Origin of the sequence: Achromobacter insuavis (genome assembly GCF_902859645.1) — a bacterium.
Taxonomy (GTDB): domain Bacteria; phylum Pseudomonadota; class Gammaproteobacteria; order Burkholderiales; family Burkholderiaceae_B; genus Achromobacter; species Achromobacter insuavis.
Genome location: NZ_CADIJR010000111.1, coordinates 1 through 14,379 on the forward strand (window position 1 = coordinate 1; position 14,379 = coordinate 14,379).

A 14,379-nucleotide genomic window follows, 5' to 3' on the forward strand; every position below is an offset into this window, starting at 1 on the left:
GAGGCCGGCGCGGTGCGCTCGGCCGGCGACACCGGCGCGGGTTCGCCGCGGCCGGCGGGCGGCCCGCCCTGCCCGGCGTCCGTCGCCGGATCTCGTTTGAGCGCGCGCGCCAACGTCAGGAAGTCGGCCGGCACCGATTGGTTGCGGACGGCGAACTCTCGCACCTGCGCGTCGCCCCCTTGCCGGCCAGCCGCAGTGCGGTACAGCCGCTCCGCCTTCTCGTGCGCCTGCAGCGCCACCTGATCGACATAAAGCGCGTCGAACGCCGCGCCGCGCTTGTCGGCCAACGCCTGCAGCGCGCGCTGGTCGGACGGTTCGGCCTTGGCCGGCAGTGTCAGCTGCTTGTCGCGGGCCAGTTGCCGCAGGTCGGCATCCAAGGCCTGATAACGCGTCTGCATCTTGTCCGCGAAGGCGCGCACCTCGGTGCTGGAGGCGCGCTCGCCGGCCAACCGGGCCGCCTGCATCTGCAACGCGCCGGCCGCCGCGGCCGCCTGCAGGAAATGGCTGTCGGCCGGCGTCAACGGCGCGGCGCGGGCCGCCAGCGGCGCGGCCAGCAGAACGAACAGACATGCCGCCAACGCGGCTTGCAGCAGGATTCTCGGTTTCATTTCCGTCTCCTTGCCACGCCCGGAGCCTGTCGCCCGGCCCGGCGCGGCGGCTCATTGCGTGACGGTGGGCGCTTCGACGTGGCGCGGCGGCTCGAGCGGGTCGAAGTCTTCCCACTTGCCCTCCAGCCAGCGCCCGTGGGCGCGTTCGATGTCATGGCCGCCTGCCTCGCGCAGAACGCGCCGCGCCGCCTGCTCGCGCTCCGGCGCCACCGGCAACGCCAGCATGACCCCGGCCTGCCGCACCGTGGGATGCCCCTGCGGCGTCGTCACGGCGGTGCGGCGCCGGCTTTTGCCGGTCACCCACAACGCGCCGCCCAAGGCCCCGAGATAGGCGCCGGCGCCGGCCGCCGCCACCACCACCAGCGTCGCCGCGCCCGACCAGACCGCGGCCAGGCCGCCCGCCAGGGCGAACAGCAGGCCCAGCGCCGAAGCGCCCGCCAGCGCGCCCAGGTGAGCGCCGCGCGCATCCGGGTCCGCGGCCCTGTCGCCGCCCAGCGGATAGCGCGCATGCTCGCCGGCGGTGTTGATGTAGAAGGTATGGAAGTCGTCTTCGGGGAATCCTTCGAGGCGCAGGCGCCGCGCGGCCTCGCTGGCTTCGTCGAACGTCTGGAAGCGTGCGGCAACGATCAGGGACATGGCAATCTCCTATCAGCTTGGCCCGCCATCGGCCATACCTGCGGGCAGCAACTGCCATGCCCGCCCGCGCGCGCGGCACGCCATTTGCTGAGCACGCCGCCTGACGCCGCGACGCGCGGCAACATCGCCGGCGGCGCATGCCACGGCCACCGGCACGAGAGGGACGCATGCACAGCTATGGCGACGATGACGAGCTTGCCTTGGCCGCGGACGGCGACGTCACGCTGCGGCAGACGGACGGCGCGACCGGCCTGCGGCCGATGGATTGGGTGGCGCTGGTCGTCCTGGTGGCCGGCGGCCTGAATAGCGGGCTGATCGCGGCGGTCAATCTCGATGCCTTCGCGCGCCTGCTGCCGTGGCCGATGGCCGGCCGCGTCGCCTATGGCCTGGTGGGGCTGGCCGCGCTGCACTGCGTGGTGCTGCTGTTCCGGCTGGCCGCCGAGGAGCGCTGACCCCGCGCCTCAGCGCTGCGCGCCGGGCTTGCGGGTGCCGGGATACTGCCCGCCTTCCTCGTATTCCGGTCCGTTGGGATGCGGACGCTTGTCGGCGCCGCGCTCGGGCTTCGGCGCCGCCTCGCGGCCGGGTTCGTCGGCGCCGAACTGGCCGCTGCGATGCGCCGCGTCGGTATCGCTTTGCGCGGTGTTGGCCTTGCCGGTCTTGCCGTTGTCGGGCTTGCTCATATCGGTCTCCTGAAGCGCGGCGCCGGGAGGCCGGCGCCCTCGCCCCGGGCTGACGCAACCCGCGTGCCCGAGCCGCGACGGGCACGCCACTTGCTCGGAGGACGGCTGGCGGCCATCCCCCGGCCACCGCCACTCCAAGGAGTCATCCATGAATCTGTCCAAGATCCGCCTGTCCCTGACGCTTGTCCCCGCCGCCGCTCTGTGCCTGTCCGCGTTGGCCGCGCCTGTTTTCGCGCAGACCGCGGCGGGCGCTTCGACGCCAGTGCGCAGTAACGAACAGATCGACAACCAATACAAAATGGACAAAAAGCAATGCGACGGGATGAAGGGCAACCAGAAGGACGTCTGCCAACAACAGGCCGAAGCCACCCGCGACAAGGCCCGCGCAGATGCCAAGGCCGGCAAGGAAAAGGCCGAAGCCAACCATGACGCCGCCAAGACGCGCAACGATGCCGACTACAAGGTGGGCAAGGAGAAATGCGACGCGCTGTCCGGCAACGCCAAGGACACCTGCATGGCGGACCTGAAAACGCGCTACGGCAAGTGACGCCGCGCCGGCGCGGCGCGTCACTCGCTGCCTGGCGATCCCTCTCCGGGCAGCGCATAGCCCGCCGCGGCATACTCCTCGAGCCGGTTGTAGAGCGTCTTGGGGCTGATGCCCAGCACCGCCGCGGCCTGCTTCTTGACACCCTTGCAGCGTTCCAGCGTGGCCAGGATCAGGCGGCGGTCGGCCTCGGCCAAGGTCTCGCCGACCGGCACGCTGACCTGCCCGCCCGCCAGGTCGCCGCTGGGCGACACCTGGGGTGCGAGCAGATCGGTATCCAGTTCGTCGCCCTCGGCCATGATGAAGGCGCGACGCACGAAATTCTTCAACTCGCGCACGTTGCCGGGCCATTCGTATTGTGACAAGGCCGCCGCCGCGCGCGTCGAAAACACCTTGGCGCGGCCGGTCTCTTCGTTCTGCGCCAGCAGGAAACGTTCGGCCAGGAAAAGGATGTCCTCGCCGCGTTCGCGCAGCGGCGGCAGTTCCAGCGGGAACACGTTCAGCCGGTAGTACAGGTCTTCGCGCAGCTTGCCTTCCTGCACTGCCTGCTCCGGATTGCGGTTGGTGGCGGCGACGATGCGGATGTCGCAGCCGATCTCGCGATTGGTGCCGACCCGCATGAACTGGCCGGTCTCGAGCACCCGCAGCAATTTCACCTGCAGGTCGAGCGGCATTTCGGTGACCTCGTCCAGGAACAGCGTGCCGCCATCGGCGCGCTCGAAATAGCCTTTGTGCTGGCGGTCCGCGCCGGTGAAGCTGCCGCGCTCGTGACCGAACATCTCGCTTTCTATCAGGTGGGGCGAAATCGCGCCGCAGTTGACCGCGATGAAGGGCCGCTGGCGGCGCGAACTCAATTCGTGGATGGCATGGGCGGCCAACTCCTTGCCGGTGCCGCTTTCACCGACCAGCAGCACCGTGACGCCGGTGGGCGCGACCCGGCCGATCTGGCGGTACAGTTCGCGCATCACGGCCGAACTGCCATACATCTTGCCGAAGCGCCCCGGCGCTTCGAACGGCACGCCCGGCAATTCGCCGCCGGCATTGAGCATGATGCGCGCCAGGATGCCATTCAGGCGATCCATGCAGATCGGCTTGACCAGGTAATCGGTGGCGCCCAGGCGCAGGGCCTGGACCGCGTTGTCCACGGTGCCATGGCCCGTCATCACCACCACTTCGGCGCTGGCCGCCGCGACGTTCTTGAAAATGTCCATGCCGCTGCCCTCGGGCAGCCTCACATCGGTCAGCACCAGATCGGGCGCCTGCCGCTCGAGCTGGATCAGCGCGTCTTTCACGCTGGCAGCCAGCGCCACCGTGAACCCGCTATCACGGCCCAATTCGGCCAGGGTTTCACGGATGGCATCGTCATCGTCGACGATCAGCAGATGGGGCATTGCGTCTCCTGGAGCCACGACGCGGGCAACGGCGCCCGCTGCCTGTGCGACCACTGTCGAGCATAGCCAAGCCGGCCCGGTTTGGCGCAAATATTCGATGTGATCCACCAACATTTTCGATTACTTGCAACTGGTCGCATCCAGGCAGGCGTCCGACCTCTACCATGGCCGCATATGAATGTCACCGGCTTGTCCCCCATCATGCAGAAGCTGGCCACCCAGGTGCGCCTGGCGGCCGAAACCGACGCCAGCGTCTTCATCGTGGGAGAAAGCGGCGCAGGCAAGGAAGTGGTGGCGCGCGCCATCCACGAGGCCAGCGCTCGCCGTGGACAGCCCTTTGTGGCGGTCAATTGCGGCGCCATCAGCGGCTCGCTCGCGCACGCCGAATTATTTGGTCACGAAAAGGGCAGTTTCACCGGCGCGGTGGCTCAGAACGCGGGGTACTTCGAATCGGCCAGCGGCGGCACGCTGTTCCTGGACGAGGTCACCGAAATGCCGCCCGACATGCAGGTGCATTTCCTGCGGGTGCTGGAGACCGGCACCTACCAGCGGGTCGGCGGTACCGATCTGCTGCGGGCCAGCGCGCGCATCCTGTGCGCCAGCAACCGCGACCCGGCCGCCTCGGTGGCCGACGGCCGATTGCGGCAGGACTTTCTCCACCGCCTGCTGGTGATTCCGCTGCGCGTGCCGCCGCTGCGCGAGCGCGACGGCGATGCGGCGATCCTGGCGCGGCAGTTCCTGGACCAACTGAACCGGCAGCACGGCACCCGCAAGACCTTCTCGACGCGCATGCTGCAGGCCATCGGCCGCCACGACTGGCCCGGCAATGTGCGCGAGCTGCGTAATGCGGTGCAACGCGCCTACATTCTCGGCGACGATGAACTGGACACCGAATTGCCGCGCCCGCGCGCCGCGCCGCACGCCGAATTCAAGGATGGCAGCCTGAACTTCCCGGTGGGCACGGCGCTCGGCAATGCGCAGCGCGACTTCATCCTGGCCACCCTGGCCCATCACGGCGGCGACAAGCGGCTGGCGGCGGAGACCCTCGGCGTCAGCCTGAAGACGCTCTACAACCGTCTGGACGTCTACGAGAAGGACCCCGGCGCCCCCTCGCGGCCCTGAAACCCGCCTCGCTGCCGGGCGCGCAAGCCCCCTTGCCCGAGCGCCCCCGGCGCCGGCCGCGCGCAATATTTACCGTCTGCTTGTAATCCCGTCAGGCAGGCGCCCGCCGTGGCGCCGGTCCCGCCGCCACGCGCAGGGGTTGGCATGGTTCTTGCATGAATCCAAGGATGTGCCGCCGTTCCGGCGGCCGCTGCAGGAGAGCCCCTTGGGACACCCGATGCAAGAATTGCGGCTGCGCCAGCAGATGACCCTGGCCCCCCGGCTGCAGCAGTCGGTCAAACTGCTCCAGATGTCGGCGCTGGAATTCACCACGGCGGTCGAGCTGGCGCTGGCCACCAACCCCTTTCTCGAGGAAGCGGAAGAGCAAGCGCCGGACCCGGCCCCCGCCGGCCGTGACGCCGCGCAGGCCTCGCCGTCCGCCCCCGGCGTCACCGAGGAGCCTGTCCCCGGCCAGGGCGAAGATGCGCCGCCCGAGTCGCCGGCAACGGCGTCCGAGTACTCCGGCGACTATCCCGCATCCCACCGCGGCGATGGCGAAGACCACGATTTGAGCCAATGGGCCAGCGCGCCGGTATCCATGCGAGAAAAGCTGTCGCGCGATCTGGGCAACTACCGGCTTGGGCCGCGCGACCGGCTATTGGCCGAATTCATCATCGACGCGCTCGACGAGGACGGCTATCTGCGCACCCCGCTGGCCGGCCTTTGCGGCGCGCTCAGCCCGGACTTCACCCCGCCGCCCGAGGAAAGCGAATGGCTGGCGGCGCTGCGCCTGGTGCAGCAACTGGATGCGCCGGGCCTGGGCGCGCGCGACCTGCAGGAATGCCTGACGCTGCAGTTGGAGGCCGCCCCCGGCCTGGAGGCATCGCTGCGGGCGCTGGCGCTGCGCATCGTGCGCGAGCAGATCGACCGGCTGGCCAAGAACGATGCCGCCGGCCTGCGGCGCGCGCTGAACTGCTCCGAAGACGCCCTGCGCGATGCCTGCGCGCTGATCCGCGCGCTCGACCCCAAACCCGGCCGCCGCTACGACGACCAGGCGCCGGCGTACGTGGTGCCTGACGTGTTCGTCGACAAGTGGCGTTCGCGCTGGCGCGTCTTGCCCAATCGCGGCGCCATGCCGCAGGCCCGCCTGCATCACGTCTATGCCGAACTGTTCCGGCGCGCGCGGCTCGACGACCGCAGCCCCATGGCGCAGGAATTGCAGGAAGCGCGCTGGCTGGTGCGCAATGTCGAACAGCGCTACACCACCATCCAGCGCGTGGCCGAGGCGATCGTCAAGCGCCAGCAGACCTTTTTCGAATACGGCGAGGTCGCGCTGCGCCCCTTGATGCTCAAGGAAGTGGCCGACGACCTGGACATGCACGAATCGACCGTGTCGCGCGCGACCGTCGGCAAATACATGGTCACGCCGCGCGGCGTATTCGAGTTCCGCCATTTCTTCTCGCGCGAGTTGCCCACGGATTCCGGCGGCACCTGTTCGGCCGCCGCGGTGCGCGCGCTGATCAAGGAACTGATCGAGGCCGAGGATCCGGCCATGCCGCTGTCCGATGTTGCGCTGGCCCAGCAGTTGGCCACCAACGGCATCGTGCTCGCGCGGCGCACCGTGTCCAAGTATCGCGGCCAGTTGCGCCTGCCCCCCGCCGAGTTGCGGCGCGCGCATTGACATAGCCATTTTTCCCCAGCGCCACGAAAAACCGCGCATGGGGCGTGGCGATACGCCTCATGCGCGATGTACCGCGCCGTCCGGGACGATGGCTTGCCGTCGCGAACGTGCGCCGCGCGCGCCAGGCGCGCGCGGCGCCAGGTCCGCGTTACTTGCTGCCGCCCGTGTTCGGGTAGCCCGGAGGCGGCGCGGCGCCGCCGGCAGGCGTGCGCGGCACGTTGTCATTGGCCTCGCGGGAACGGTTGGGCATCTCGCCGCTGCGCTTGGTCGAGGACGACGAGCCATGCTTGTCGACGTTCGGCGGCATGCTCTGGGTATTGGGCGCCGCGTTCGGCGCGGGCGCCATCTGGCCCGGAGGCACCGGCCGGTTGGGCGGCACCGCGGTGCCTTCGTTCGGCGTGGAGGAAGGCGTAGTGGGACTGGCCGACTGGGCCAGGACGGCGCCGGAGGCGCCCAGGCTGGCAGCCACTACGATGGCATAGGTCAACGCACGGATTTTCATGGGGTTCACTCCTTTGTTCCAGTTGTTCCTGCTCTACAGCAACCCCCATGCCCGCACCGCTTGCCCGGCGGCCCCCCTCCCCGCGCCGGCAATATTTACCGGTCTTTGCAACCCGTTCGTGCGCGCCCGCCGTCACCGGCGCGGCGACCTCCCGCCCCCCGCTTCGGACAGGGCAGCGGGCGCGGCGGCGCCCGTTTCCAGCATCCGCCGCACCCGCATGGCCAGGGCGTCCAGGGCGAAGGGCTTGACGATCAGCTCCATCCCACTGTCGAGAAAGCCCGACCCGCGCGCCGCGCTCTCGGCGTAGCCGGTCATCAGCAACACCTTCAGGCCGGGATGCGCGGCACGCGCCGCGTCGGCCAACTGGCGGCCATTCAGGCCGGGCAGGCCGACGTCGGTCACCAGCAGGTCGATATCGGCATGGGCCCGCAATTGTTCGAGGCCGCTGTCCCCGTCTTGCGCCGTCAGCACCCTCAGGCCCAGCTCGGCCAGGCTTTCATGCACCATTTCCCGCACGTTGGCGTCGTCCTCCACCAACAGCACCAGCGCGGGACGCGCCGAGCCGGCCAGCGGCCCGGTCGTCGGCAGCGCCGCCGCCGCCGGCACGGCCGCGCCGTCGTACCGCGGCAGGAAAATGCTCACCGATGTGCCCGCTCCCACCTCGCTGTCCAGGGTCACCACGCCGCCCGCCTGCTTGGCAAAGCCGTAGATCATCGACAACCCGAGCCCGGTGCCCTCGCCCAGCGGTTTGGTGGTGAAGAACGGATCGAAGGCATGGGCCAGCACGTCGGGCGTCATGCCGCAACCCACGTCCTGCACCCGCACTTCGACGAACGCGCCCGCCTGCACCCCGCCATACGGGCGCAGGAACGCCGCGTCCAGGCGCGTGTTGAGCGCGGACACCGTCAAGACGCCGCCGTCCGGCATGGCGTCGCAGGCATTGATCACCAGGTTCAGCAACGCGTTCTCGAACTGGTTTCGGTCGCAGCGCACCGGCCACAGTTCCGCCTGCAGATCGAAGACCAGCGACACGCCTTCGCCGGTATAACGGTGGAACAGGTCGGCCATCGACTGCAAGGTGGACGCCACCGCAAAGGGCTGCGGGTCGATCGGCTGGCGCCGCGAAAACGTCAGCAGGCGCTGCGTCAGATGGGCCGCGCGGTTGGCCGAGTCCATGGCCACGCTGACAAAGCGCACGGCCTGTTCCGGCACCCCCGCGGCCAGCTTGCGCTGGATCAGGTAAAGCGCCCCGGTGATCCCCTGCAGCATGTTGTTGAAGTCATGCGCGATGCCGCCCGTGAGCCGGCCCACCGCTTCCATCTTCTGCGCCTGGCGCAACGCGTTCTCCGTTTCCAGCAGCATCTCGGCCTGGGTCTTCAAGCCGGTATCGTCGCGGCCAGCCATATACAGGCTGTCCTGCGCCCACGACATGCTCCAGGTGATCCAGGCGTAGCTGCCATCGCGCTTGAGGACGCGGTTTTCCAGGTGCCGCACGCCCTGCGTCGCCTCGGCCTGCCGCGCCTGCGCCAGCGCTTGGCGGGTGGCTTCGTAGTCATCCGGATGGATCTGCTGGCGTAGTCCCAGGGCCAGGAACTGCTCCTGGGTCCAGCCCAGGATCTTCCGTACCGCGGGGTTGACGCTCGCATAGCGCCCCTGCGCGTCGATCACCGCCAGCAACTCGGGCGACAGGCGCCAGATGCGATCGCGTTCGGCGATCGCGTGCTCGACCCGTTGTTCCAGCATGCGCGCATATTGCGAGCGCTCGACCGCGCCGCACAAGCGCTCGGCCAGTTCCTCGATGCAGGCCACATCGCCGCGCTTGAGCCGGGATCCGGGCGCCGGCCGCACCACCAGCGCACCGCCCTGGCGGCCCCACCGCGCCATCGGCACAACAATCGCGGACGGCAGGATGGTGCCGTTGGCCTGCGCCAACAATGGTTCCAGGAAGGCGGTGCGGCCGCAGGACAATGCCTCAAACGCCTGGGCGAGCAATTCCGGCTCCAGGTCGGCCCCGGCCGCGGCGCCGTTGTCCGGCTGCGGCCGCCAACAGGTCGACACGACCGCGCCGGCATCCTCGGCGCGCCAGTCCACCACCGCCACCAGTGCCAACGCCAGGTGCTGGCCCAGGCTTTCGCACGCCAATTGCTCGATCGCCGCCTGTTGCTGCAACTCGCGCATGCGGTCGCCCAGCCCCAGCACGAACGTCTTGCGATACTGGCCTTCCCACAACTCCGCTTCGGCGATCTTGCGCGCGGTGACGTCCAGGAACAGCGCCATCATCTGGTTGTCGCCTTCCCGCCGCGCGCGCGCCTCGTACCACGCCTGCCGGGGCGCCGGCACCGCGAATTCGAACTGCGCCGGCTCGCCCGTCTCGACCACGCGGGCGAAGGTGTCCAGGATCTGGTCGGGCACGCCGGGCACCATCTCGCGCAGCGTGTGGCCCAGCGTATCGCCTTCTTTCATGCCGCTCTGCCGCTCGAACGCCGGGTTGACCTCGATGAAGCGAAAGTCGACGATGCGGCCATCGGCGTCGCGCAGCGCTTCGCTCAGGAAGAACGCCTCCTGCATGCCCTCGAACATGGCGCGCCAACGTTCGCCGCTGCGGCGCAACGCGGTCTCGGTCAAGTGCCGCTCGATGGCCAGGGCGGCGCTGCGCGTCACCACCGCGATCGCGTCGATATCGTCGGCCGATGGCCCCCGAGGCGACAGGTAGTAGTTCGAGAACACCCCCAGCAGACGCCCGTCGGGCGCCTTGATGGGCGTGGACCAGCAGGCCCTCAAGCCCTGCGCCAACGCCTGCGCGCGCCAGGGCTCCCAGGCCGGATGGCTGGCAATGTCCTCGACGTACACCGGGCAACCGGAGTACGCGGCCGTGCCCCAGGACGCCATTTGGGGCCCGATCGGCGCATGGTCGACGGCGGCATTGAACCCAGCCGGCAGGCTGGGCGCCGCGCCGTGCCGCAGGAAGCGGCCGGACTCATCGACCAGCGCGATCGACGCGCGCAGCTCGACACTCGATTGCGCCTCGATGGCGTGCAGCATGTGCCCCAGCACCTCGGCCAACGGCATGCCCGCGGCAATCCGCTGCAGCATGACGCGCTCGTCTTCGAGTCGCGCCAGCGTGTCGGTCCAGGGATGGGATACGCGGTCTCGCTGGGTCAGCATGGAATCTCCGGAAGGAGTACCACTGTATTGCGGGCAACCGGCGCCAGCCGAAACCCTCGGTAACGCGACATTACGCCTTGCCGCCAATTCCGGATGACACTATATTGCGATTGATTCCTATTCATAAAAGGACCGCTGGCGCCAGCGGTTATCCCATGCATCACGCCTCTCGCCCCGCCACCCCTTGCACCGAACGCCGCTTCGGAGACATCGCGTCAGACTGGGGCTATGACGGCCGCGTCGAGGCCGCGCATCGCCCGGACACGCCCGCGGAACAGCGCGTCGTGGCCCAGGGCCGCATCCAGATGGCGACCACCGCCAGCGGCCTGCGCCTGTGCGCCAGTGACCTGCTCGCGACCCGCAACCACGTGCGCAGCGCCGATCTGAACCGCTCGCTCACGGTCTACGCGATGCTGGACGGCCCCGCGCTCGACTGGCGTCACGGCCCGGCCGCGCGGCCGCAGCGCGGCGCCGCCCATGCCGCGGTGCTGGCGGTGCGCGACGCGGCCCGCATGACCGAAATCCAGCGCGCCGGCCAGCGCAGCCGATGCCTGGTGGTGCAGGTCACGCCCGACTCGCTGGGCGACGCGGCGCTGGCCGAGCAGGTGCAGGCCTGCCTGCACCGCACCCAGGTGCGGCCGCTGCCGGCGCCGGAACGCCTGCGGGCGCTGGCGGCCGACATGCTGGCGGCCCGGCCTGGCGGCGCGGTCTCGCGCCTGTTCCTGGAAAGCTGCGCGCTGGAAATGCTGGCTCGCGGCCTGCAGAGCCTGGACGACGCGCCCGCCGCCGAAGACGCGCGCCTGCATCCCCTGGATCGCCAGCGCATGCTGCGGGTGCGCGATCGCCTGCTGGCCGAGCCCGGCCACCCCCACCGCCTGGCCGACCTGGCGCGCGACGCCGGCGTCAGCATCACCACCCTCAAGCAGAAATTCCCGCTGGCGGTCGGCGCGCCGGTCTTTGAATATCTGCGGCAGGTGCGCCTGGAACGCGCCCGCCGCGGGCTGCTGCACGAAGGCTGGAGCGTCAAGCAGGCGGCGTTCTATGCCGGCTACCGGCATCCCACCAATTTCACCACCGCCTACCGCCGCCGCTTCGGCGCGGCGCCGTCGCGCGGCTAGCGCCTCCCCCGCGATTGGCCGCGGGCATAGCAGCGGCGGCCGCGCGCATAGCACTTGAATGACATCAATTCTCATTGGTGGCACAGAATTGCCGCAGGTGCCGCCCGTGCGGCAGCCCACGTCGTCACCCTGAGAGTGAAATGCCCTTCCTGCCCCTGCCCTTGCCCCGCATCGCCCCCCTGACTCCGATTGCCAGCGCGCTGGCCCTGCTGCTGGGCGCGGCCGCCGCCGCCCCGGCCGCAGCCGCCGATTCCGCGCCGGTCGCGGTCACGCCGGCCACCGCCGAACTGCCGCCCATCTACGTCACCGCGCGCAAGCGCCTGGAAAACCTCATCAATGTGCCGGTCAGCGTCAGCGTCTTCGACGGCGGCGAATTGCAGGACCTGCGCACCGCCAACGTCGAAAGCGTGCTGCGCATGACGCCCAACGTCGGCTACTCCGCGCTCGGCGATGGCCGCTCGACCCATCTCTCGATCCGCGGCATCGGCACGATGGCGCAACCCCTGGGCAGCGACGACACCTCGGTGGTGGCCTATGTCGACGGCGTGCCGCAGCCCCTGTTCGCCGCCGACCAGCAATTGCTGGACGTGGAGCGCGTCGAGGTGCTGCGCGGCCCGCAAGGCACGCTGTTCGGCCGCAACGCGCAGGCCGGCGCCATCGACATCATCACGCGCAAGCCCGCCGACACCCTGGAAATGGAGGCCGGCATGGAAGCCGGCAGCCGCCAGTACCGGCGGGGCTGGGCCTCGATCTCGGGTCCGATCGTGGCCGACAAGCTGTCCGGCCGGCTGGCGATCGGCTACAGCGGCCAGGACGGCGAGGTGCGCAACCTGGCCGGGCGCGAGGTGGGCGACGTGTCCACCCCATCGGTGCGCGGCACGCTGGTGGCGCGCCCCAATGCCGATACCACCCTGACGCTGGCGGCCTATGCCCAGCGCGACCGCAACACCCCATCCAATTTCGTGCTGCGCCACACCAGCGGCTATCCCGTGGTGGCGCTGGATCCCGAGGGCCACACGGAACGCAAGACCGCCGGCATCGCGCTCACCGCCGAGCGCCGCTTCGCCCAGGTGGTGGCCACGTCCGTCACCGCGCTCAACCACTACGGCTACGACTCGCTCAGCAACAACTCCGAGGCCCTGACCTTTTCCAAGGTGTTCGGCCTGCCCGCCAGCGCCTTCGTGCCGGCCACCGACTTCAGCACCTACGACGAAAACCAGAACACCTTCCACCAGGAATTGCGCCTGGCCAGCCTGCCGCAGGCGCCGGTGTCGTGGGTCGCCGGCCTGAACTACTACCAGGACGACTACCGGCTGCGCAGCTACTACCAGTCGCCGTTCTTTCCCGCCACCAACGGCTGGCGCGACAACCGCCAGCGCACCCGCAGCTACGCGCTGTTCGGCGAAGCCACCACGCCGCTGTTCGGCGATCCGCGCCTCAAACTCACCGGCGGCCTGCGCTACACCCGCGACAACAAGCGCTACGACGCGCAATACCGCAACAATGGCTTTGCCGGCAACGTCGCCGCCTTCGGCCAGTCCGATGACCTGGGCTACAACCTGGTCACCGGCCGCGTATCGCTCAGCTACGACCTGACGCCGGCCAACGTGATCTACGCCAGCGCCGCGCGCGGCGCCAAGAGCGGCGGCTTTCCCAACTTCACCAACAACGCGGTGTCCGGCAAGCCGGACCAGCCCTACGCCGACGCCAGCTCCTGGACCTTCGAGGTCGGCAGCAAGAACCAGTGGCTGGACAATCGCCTCGGCCTGAACGCCGCGCTGTTCTACAACGCGGTCAAGAACGAGAACCTGATGGCGATGGATTCGGCCTCGTTCACCTTCGTGCCCAAGTCCATCGATACCCGCAGCTACGGCGCCGAACTGGAAACGCGCTACGCCATCGGCCGCGGCTTCGAGCTGGCGGGCAGCCTCGGCTACACCCATGCGGTGCTGCGCAATGTCTCGGCCGATGTCGCCGCCTCGTCGGGCGCCAGGGACGGCAACCGCGTGCCGAGCGTGCCAAGCTGGAACGCGGCGGTCACGCTGCAGTACCGCGGCCGCGTGCCGGGACTGGACAGCGCCGATGCGCCGAACCTGTTCGCGGCCGCCCAGTATCAGTTCGTCGGCGCGCGCAAGGCGGACGTCGGCGCGCATTTCGATCTGGACCGCTACGCCATCGTCAACGCCAAGCTGGGGCTGGAGTTCGCGCACTACGACCTGTACCTGTTCGGGCAGAACCTGTCGAACGCGCGCCCCCAGTACATCGGCCTGTACTACGGTCCCGGCGCCGAGGCCACCACCATCGGCCAGGGCCGGGTGATCGGCGCCGGCGTGACGATGCGCTACTGAGCGCGCCGCCCGCCATGCGCTACGCCGTCCTCGCCCTGCTGTCCTGCCAGCAGTACCTGGCCATTGCCTTCCTGTACGCGGCGGTGCCGGCCGTGCTGCGCCAGCAGGGCGCGCCGTTGCCGGTCATCGGGCTGTTCGGCCTGGTGTTCTTTGCCTTCACGGTCAATTTCCTGTGGGCGCCGCTGGTGGACCGCTACCCGCTGACGCGGTTGGGCCGGCGGCGCTCGTGGATTCTGCTGATGCAGGGCCTGGCCGCGGCGGTCACGGCATTGGCCGCCTTGCTCGACCCCGGCCGGCAGGTCGCGGCGCTGCTGGCCGCGAGCCTGGCGCTGGCCACGCTCGCGGCCACGCAGCGCATCGCCACCCTGGGCTATGCCGCGGATTCGCTGCGGCCGACGCAGCGCGCCTGTGGCGCGGCCGTGATGGGCTGGGGCATGTCGGTGGGCAACGCGCTCGGCGGCGCGGCCGGGCTGTCCCTGATCGAGACGTTCGGCTGGCGCGACGCGCTGCTGTCCGGCGCCGCGCTGATGGCATTGCTGGCCGGCCTGGCGCCGCTGCTGCCCGAACCCGCCGCGGGCGCGGCCACGCCCGCGGCGCCGGTCGCG

The 14,379-nt window shown here is 69.8% G+C and carries 13 protein-coding genes; 7 read left to right on the forward strand and 6 right to left on the reverse strand.

Annotated elements, in window-relative coordinates:
* Both H0523_RS29585 and H0523_RS29590 read right to left on the reverse strand, forming a co-directional pair.
* A partial coding sequence (locus tag H0523_RS29585; RefSeq protein ID WP_180180245.1) for a DUF4142 domain-containing protein occupies positions 1–608 on the reverse strand: 608 nt, incomplete at its 3' end.
* Positions 609–659: 51 nt separating this feature from the next.
* The gene (locus tag H0523_RS29590) at positions 660–1,244 is read right to left on the reverse strand and encodes a hypothetical protein (RefSeq protein WP_054434944.1); all 585 of its coding nucleotides are present in this window, start codon (positions 1,242–1,244) and stop codon (positions 660–662) included.
* Positions 1,245–1,411: 167 nt separating this feature from the next.
* On the opposite strand from H0523_RS29590, the gene H0523_RS29595 reads away from it, so the two are divergent.
* Positions 1,412–1,696, forward strand: a complete 285-nt coding sequence (locus tag H0523_RS29595) for a DUF378 domain-containing protein (protein WP_054434942.1) — start codon at positions 1,412–1,414, stop codon at positions 1,694–1,696.
* Positions 1,697–1,705: 9 nt separating this feature from the next.
* Here H0523_RS29595 and H0523_RS29600 read toward each other — a convergent pair whose 3' ends face one another.
* Positions 1,706–1,924 (reverse strand): hypothetical protein, encoded by a 219-nt coding sequence (locus H0523_RS29600; protein ID WP_054434940.1) that lies wholly within the window; start codon positions 1,922–1,924, stop codon positions 1,706–1,708.
* Between the two features lie 148 nt (positions 1,925–2,072).
* On the opposite strand from H0523_RS29600, the gene H0523_RS29605 reads away from it, so the two are divergent.
* Positions 2,073–2,471, forward strand: a complete 399-nt coding sequence (locus tag H0523_RS29605) for a hypothetical protein (RefSeq protein ID WP_054434938.1) — start codon at positions 2,073–2,075, stop codon at positions 2,469–2,471.
* 20 nt (positions 2,472–2,491) lie between these two features.
* Here the strand turns inward: H0523_RS29605 and H0523_RS29610 are convergent, their stop codons facing one another.
* Positions 2,492–3,859, reverse strand: a complete 1,368-nt coding sequence (locus H0523_RS29610; RefSeq protein ID WP_054434936.1) for a sigma-54-dependent transcriptional regulator — start codon at positions 3,857–3,859, stop codon at positions 2,492–2,494.
* A 174-nt stretch (positions 3,860–4,033) separates the two neighbouring features.
* Between H0523_RS29610 and H0523_RS29615 the strand changes: the two genes are divergently transcribed.
* Positions 4,034–4,981, forward strand: a complete 948-nt coding sequence (locus H0523_RS29615; RefSeq protein ID WP_156333513.1) for a sigma-54 interaction domain-containing protein — start codon at positions 4,034–4,036, stop codon at positions 4,979–4,981.
* A 217-nt stretch (positions 4,982–5,198) separates the two neighbouring features.
* Positions 5,199–6,641 carry an RNA polymerase factor sigma-54 gene (locus tag H0523_RS29620; RefSeq protein ID WP_054434932.1) on the forward strand — a complete coding sequence of 481 codons (1,443 nt, stop codon included), beginning with the start codon at positions 5,199–5,201 and terminating at the stop codon, positions 6,639–6,641.
* A gap of 148 nt (positions 6,642–6,789) precedes the next feature.
* On the opposite strand, the gene H0523_RS29625 is transcribed toward H0523_RS29620, so the two are convergent.
* Complete coding sequence (locus tag H0523_RS29625; RefSeq protein ID WP_054434931.1) at positions 6,790–7,143, reverse strand: hypothetical protein; 354 nt, start codon at positions 7,141–7,143, stop codon at positions 6,790–6,792.
* Between the two features lie 132 nt (positions 7,144–7,275).
* Entirely contained in the window at positions 7,276–10,308 is a 3,033-nt protein-coding gene (locus H0523_RS29630; RefSeq protein ID WP_054434930.1) for a PAS domain S-box protein, read from the reverse strand.
* 155 nt (positions 10,309–10,463) lie between these two features.
* Between H0523_RS29630 and H0523_RS29635 the strand changes: the two genes are divergently transcribed.
* The 3 genes from H0523_RS29635 to H0523_RS29645 all read left to right on the forward strand — a co-directional run.
* Positions 10,464–11,426, forward strand: coding sequence for a helix-turn-helix transcriptional regulator (locus tag H0523_RS29635; RefSeq protein WP_054434928.1), 963 nt, complete (start codon positions 10,464–10,466; stop codon positions 11,424–11,426).
* A 140-nt stretch (positions 11,427–11,566) separates the two neighbouring features.
* Positions 11,567–13,774 (forward strand): TonB-dependent receptor, encoded by a 2,208-nt coding sequence (locus H0523_RS29640; protein ID WP_054478431.1) that lies wholly within the window; start codon positions 11,567–11,569, stop codon positions 13,772–13,774.
* 14 nt (positions 13,775–13,788) lie between these two features.
* The coding region (locus tag H0523_RS29645) for an MFS transporter (protein ID WP_180180246.1) at positions 13,789–14,379 on the forward strand (591 nt) is incomplete at its 3' end.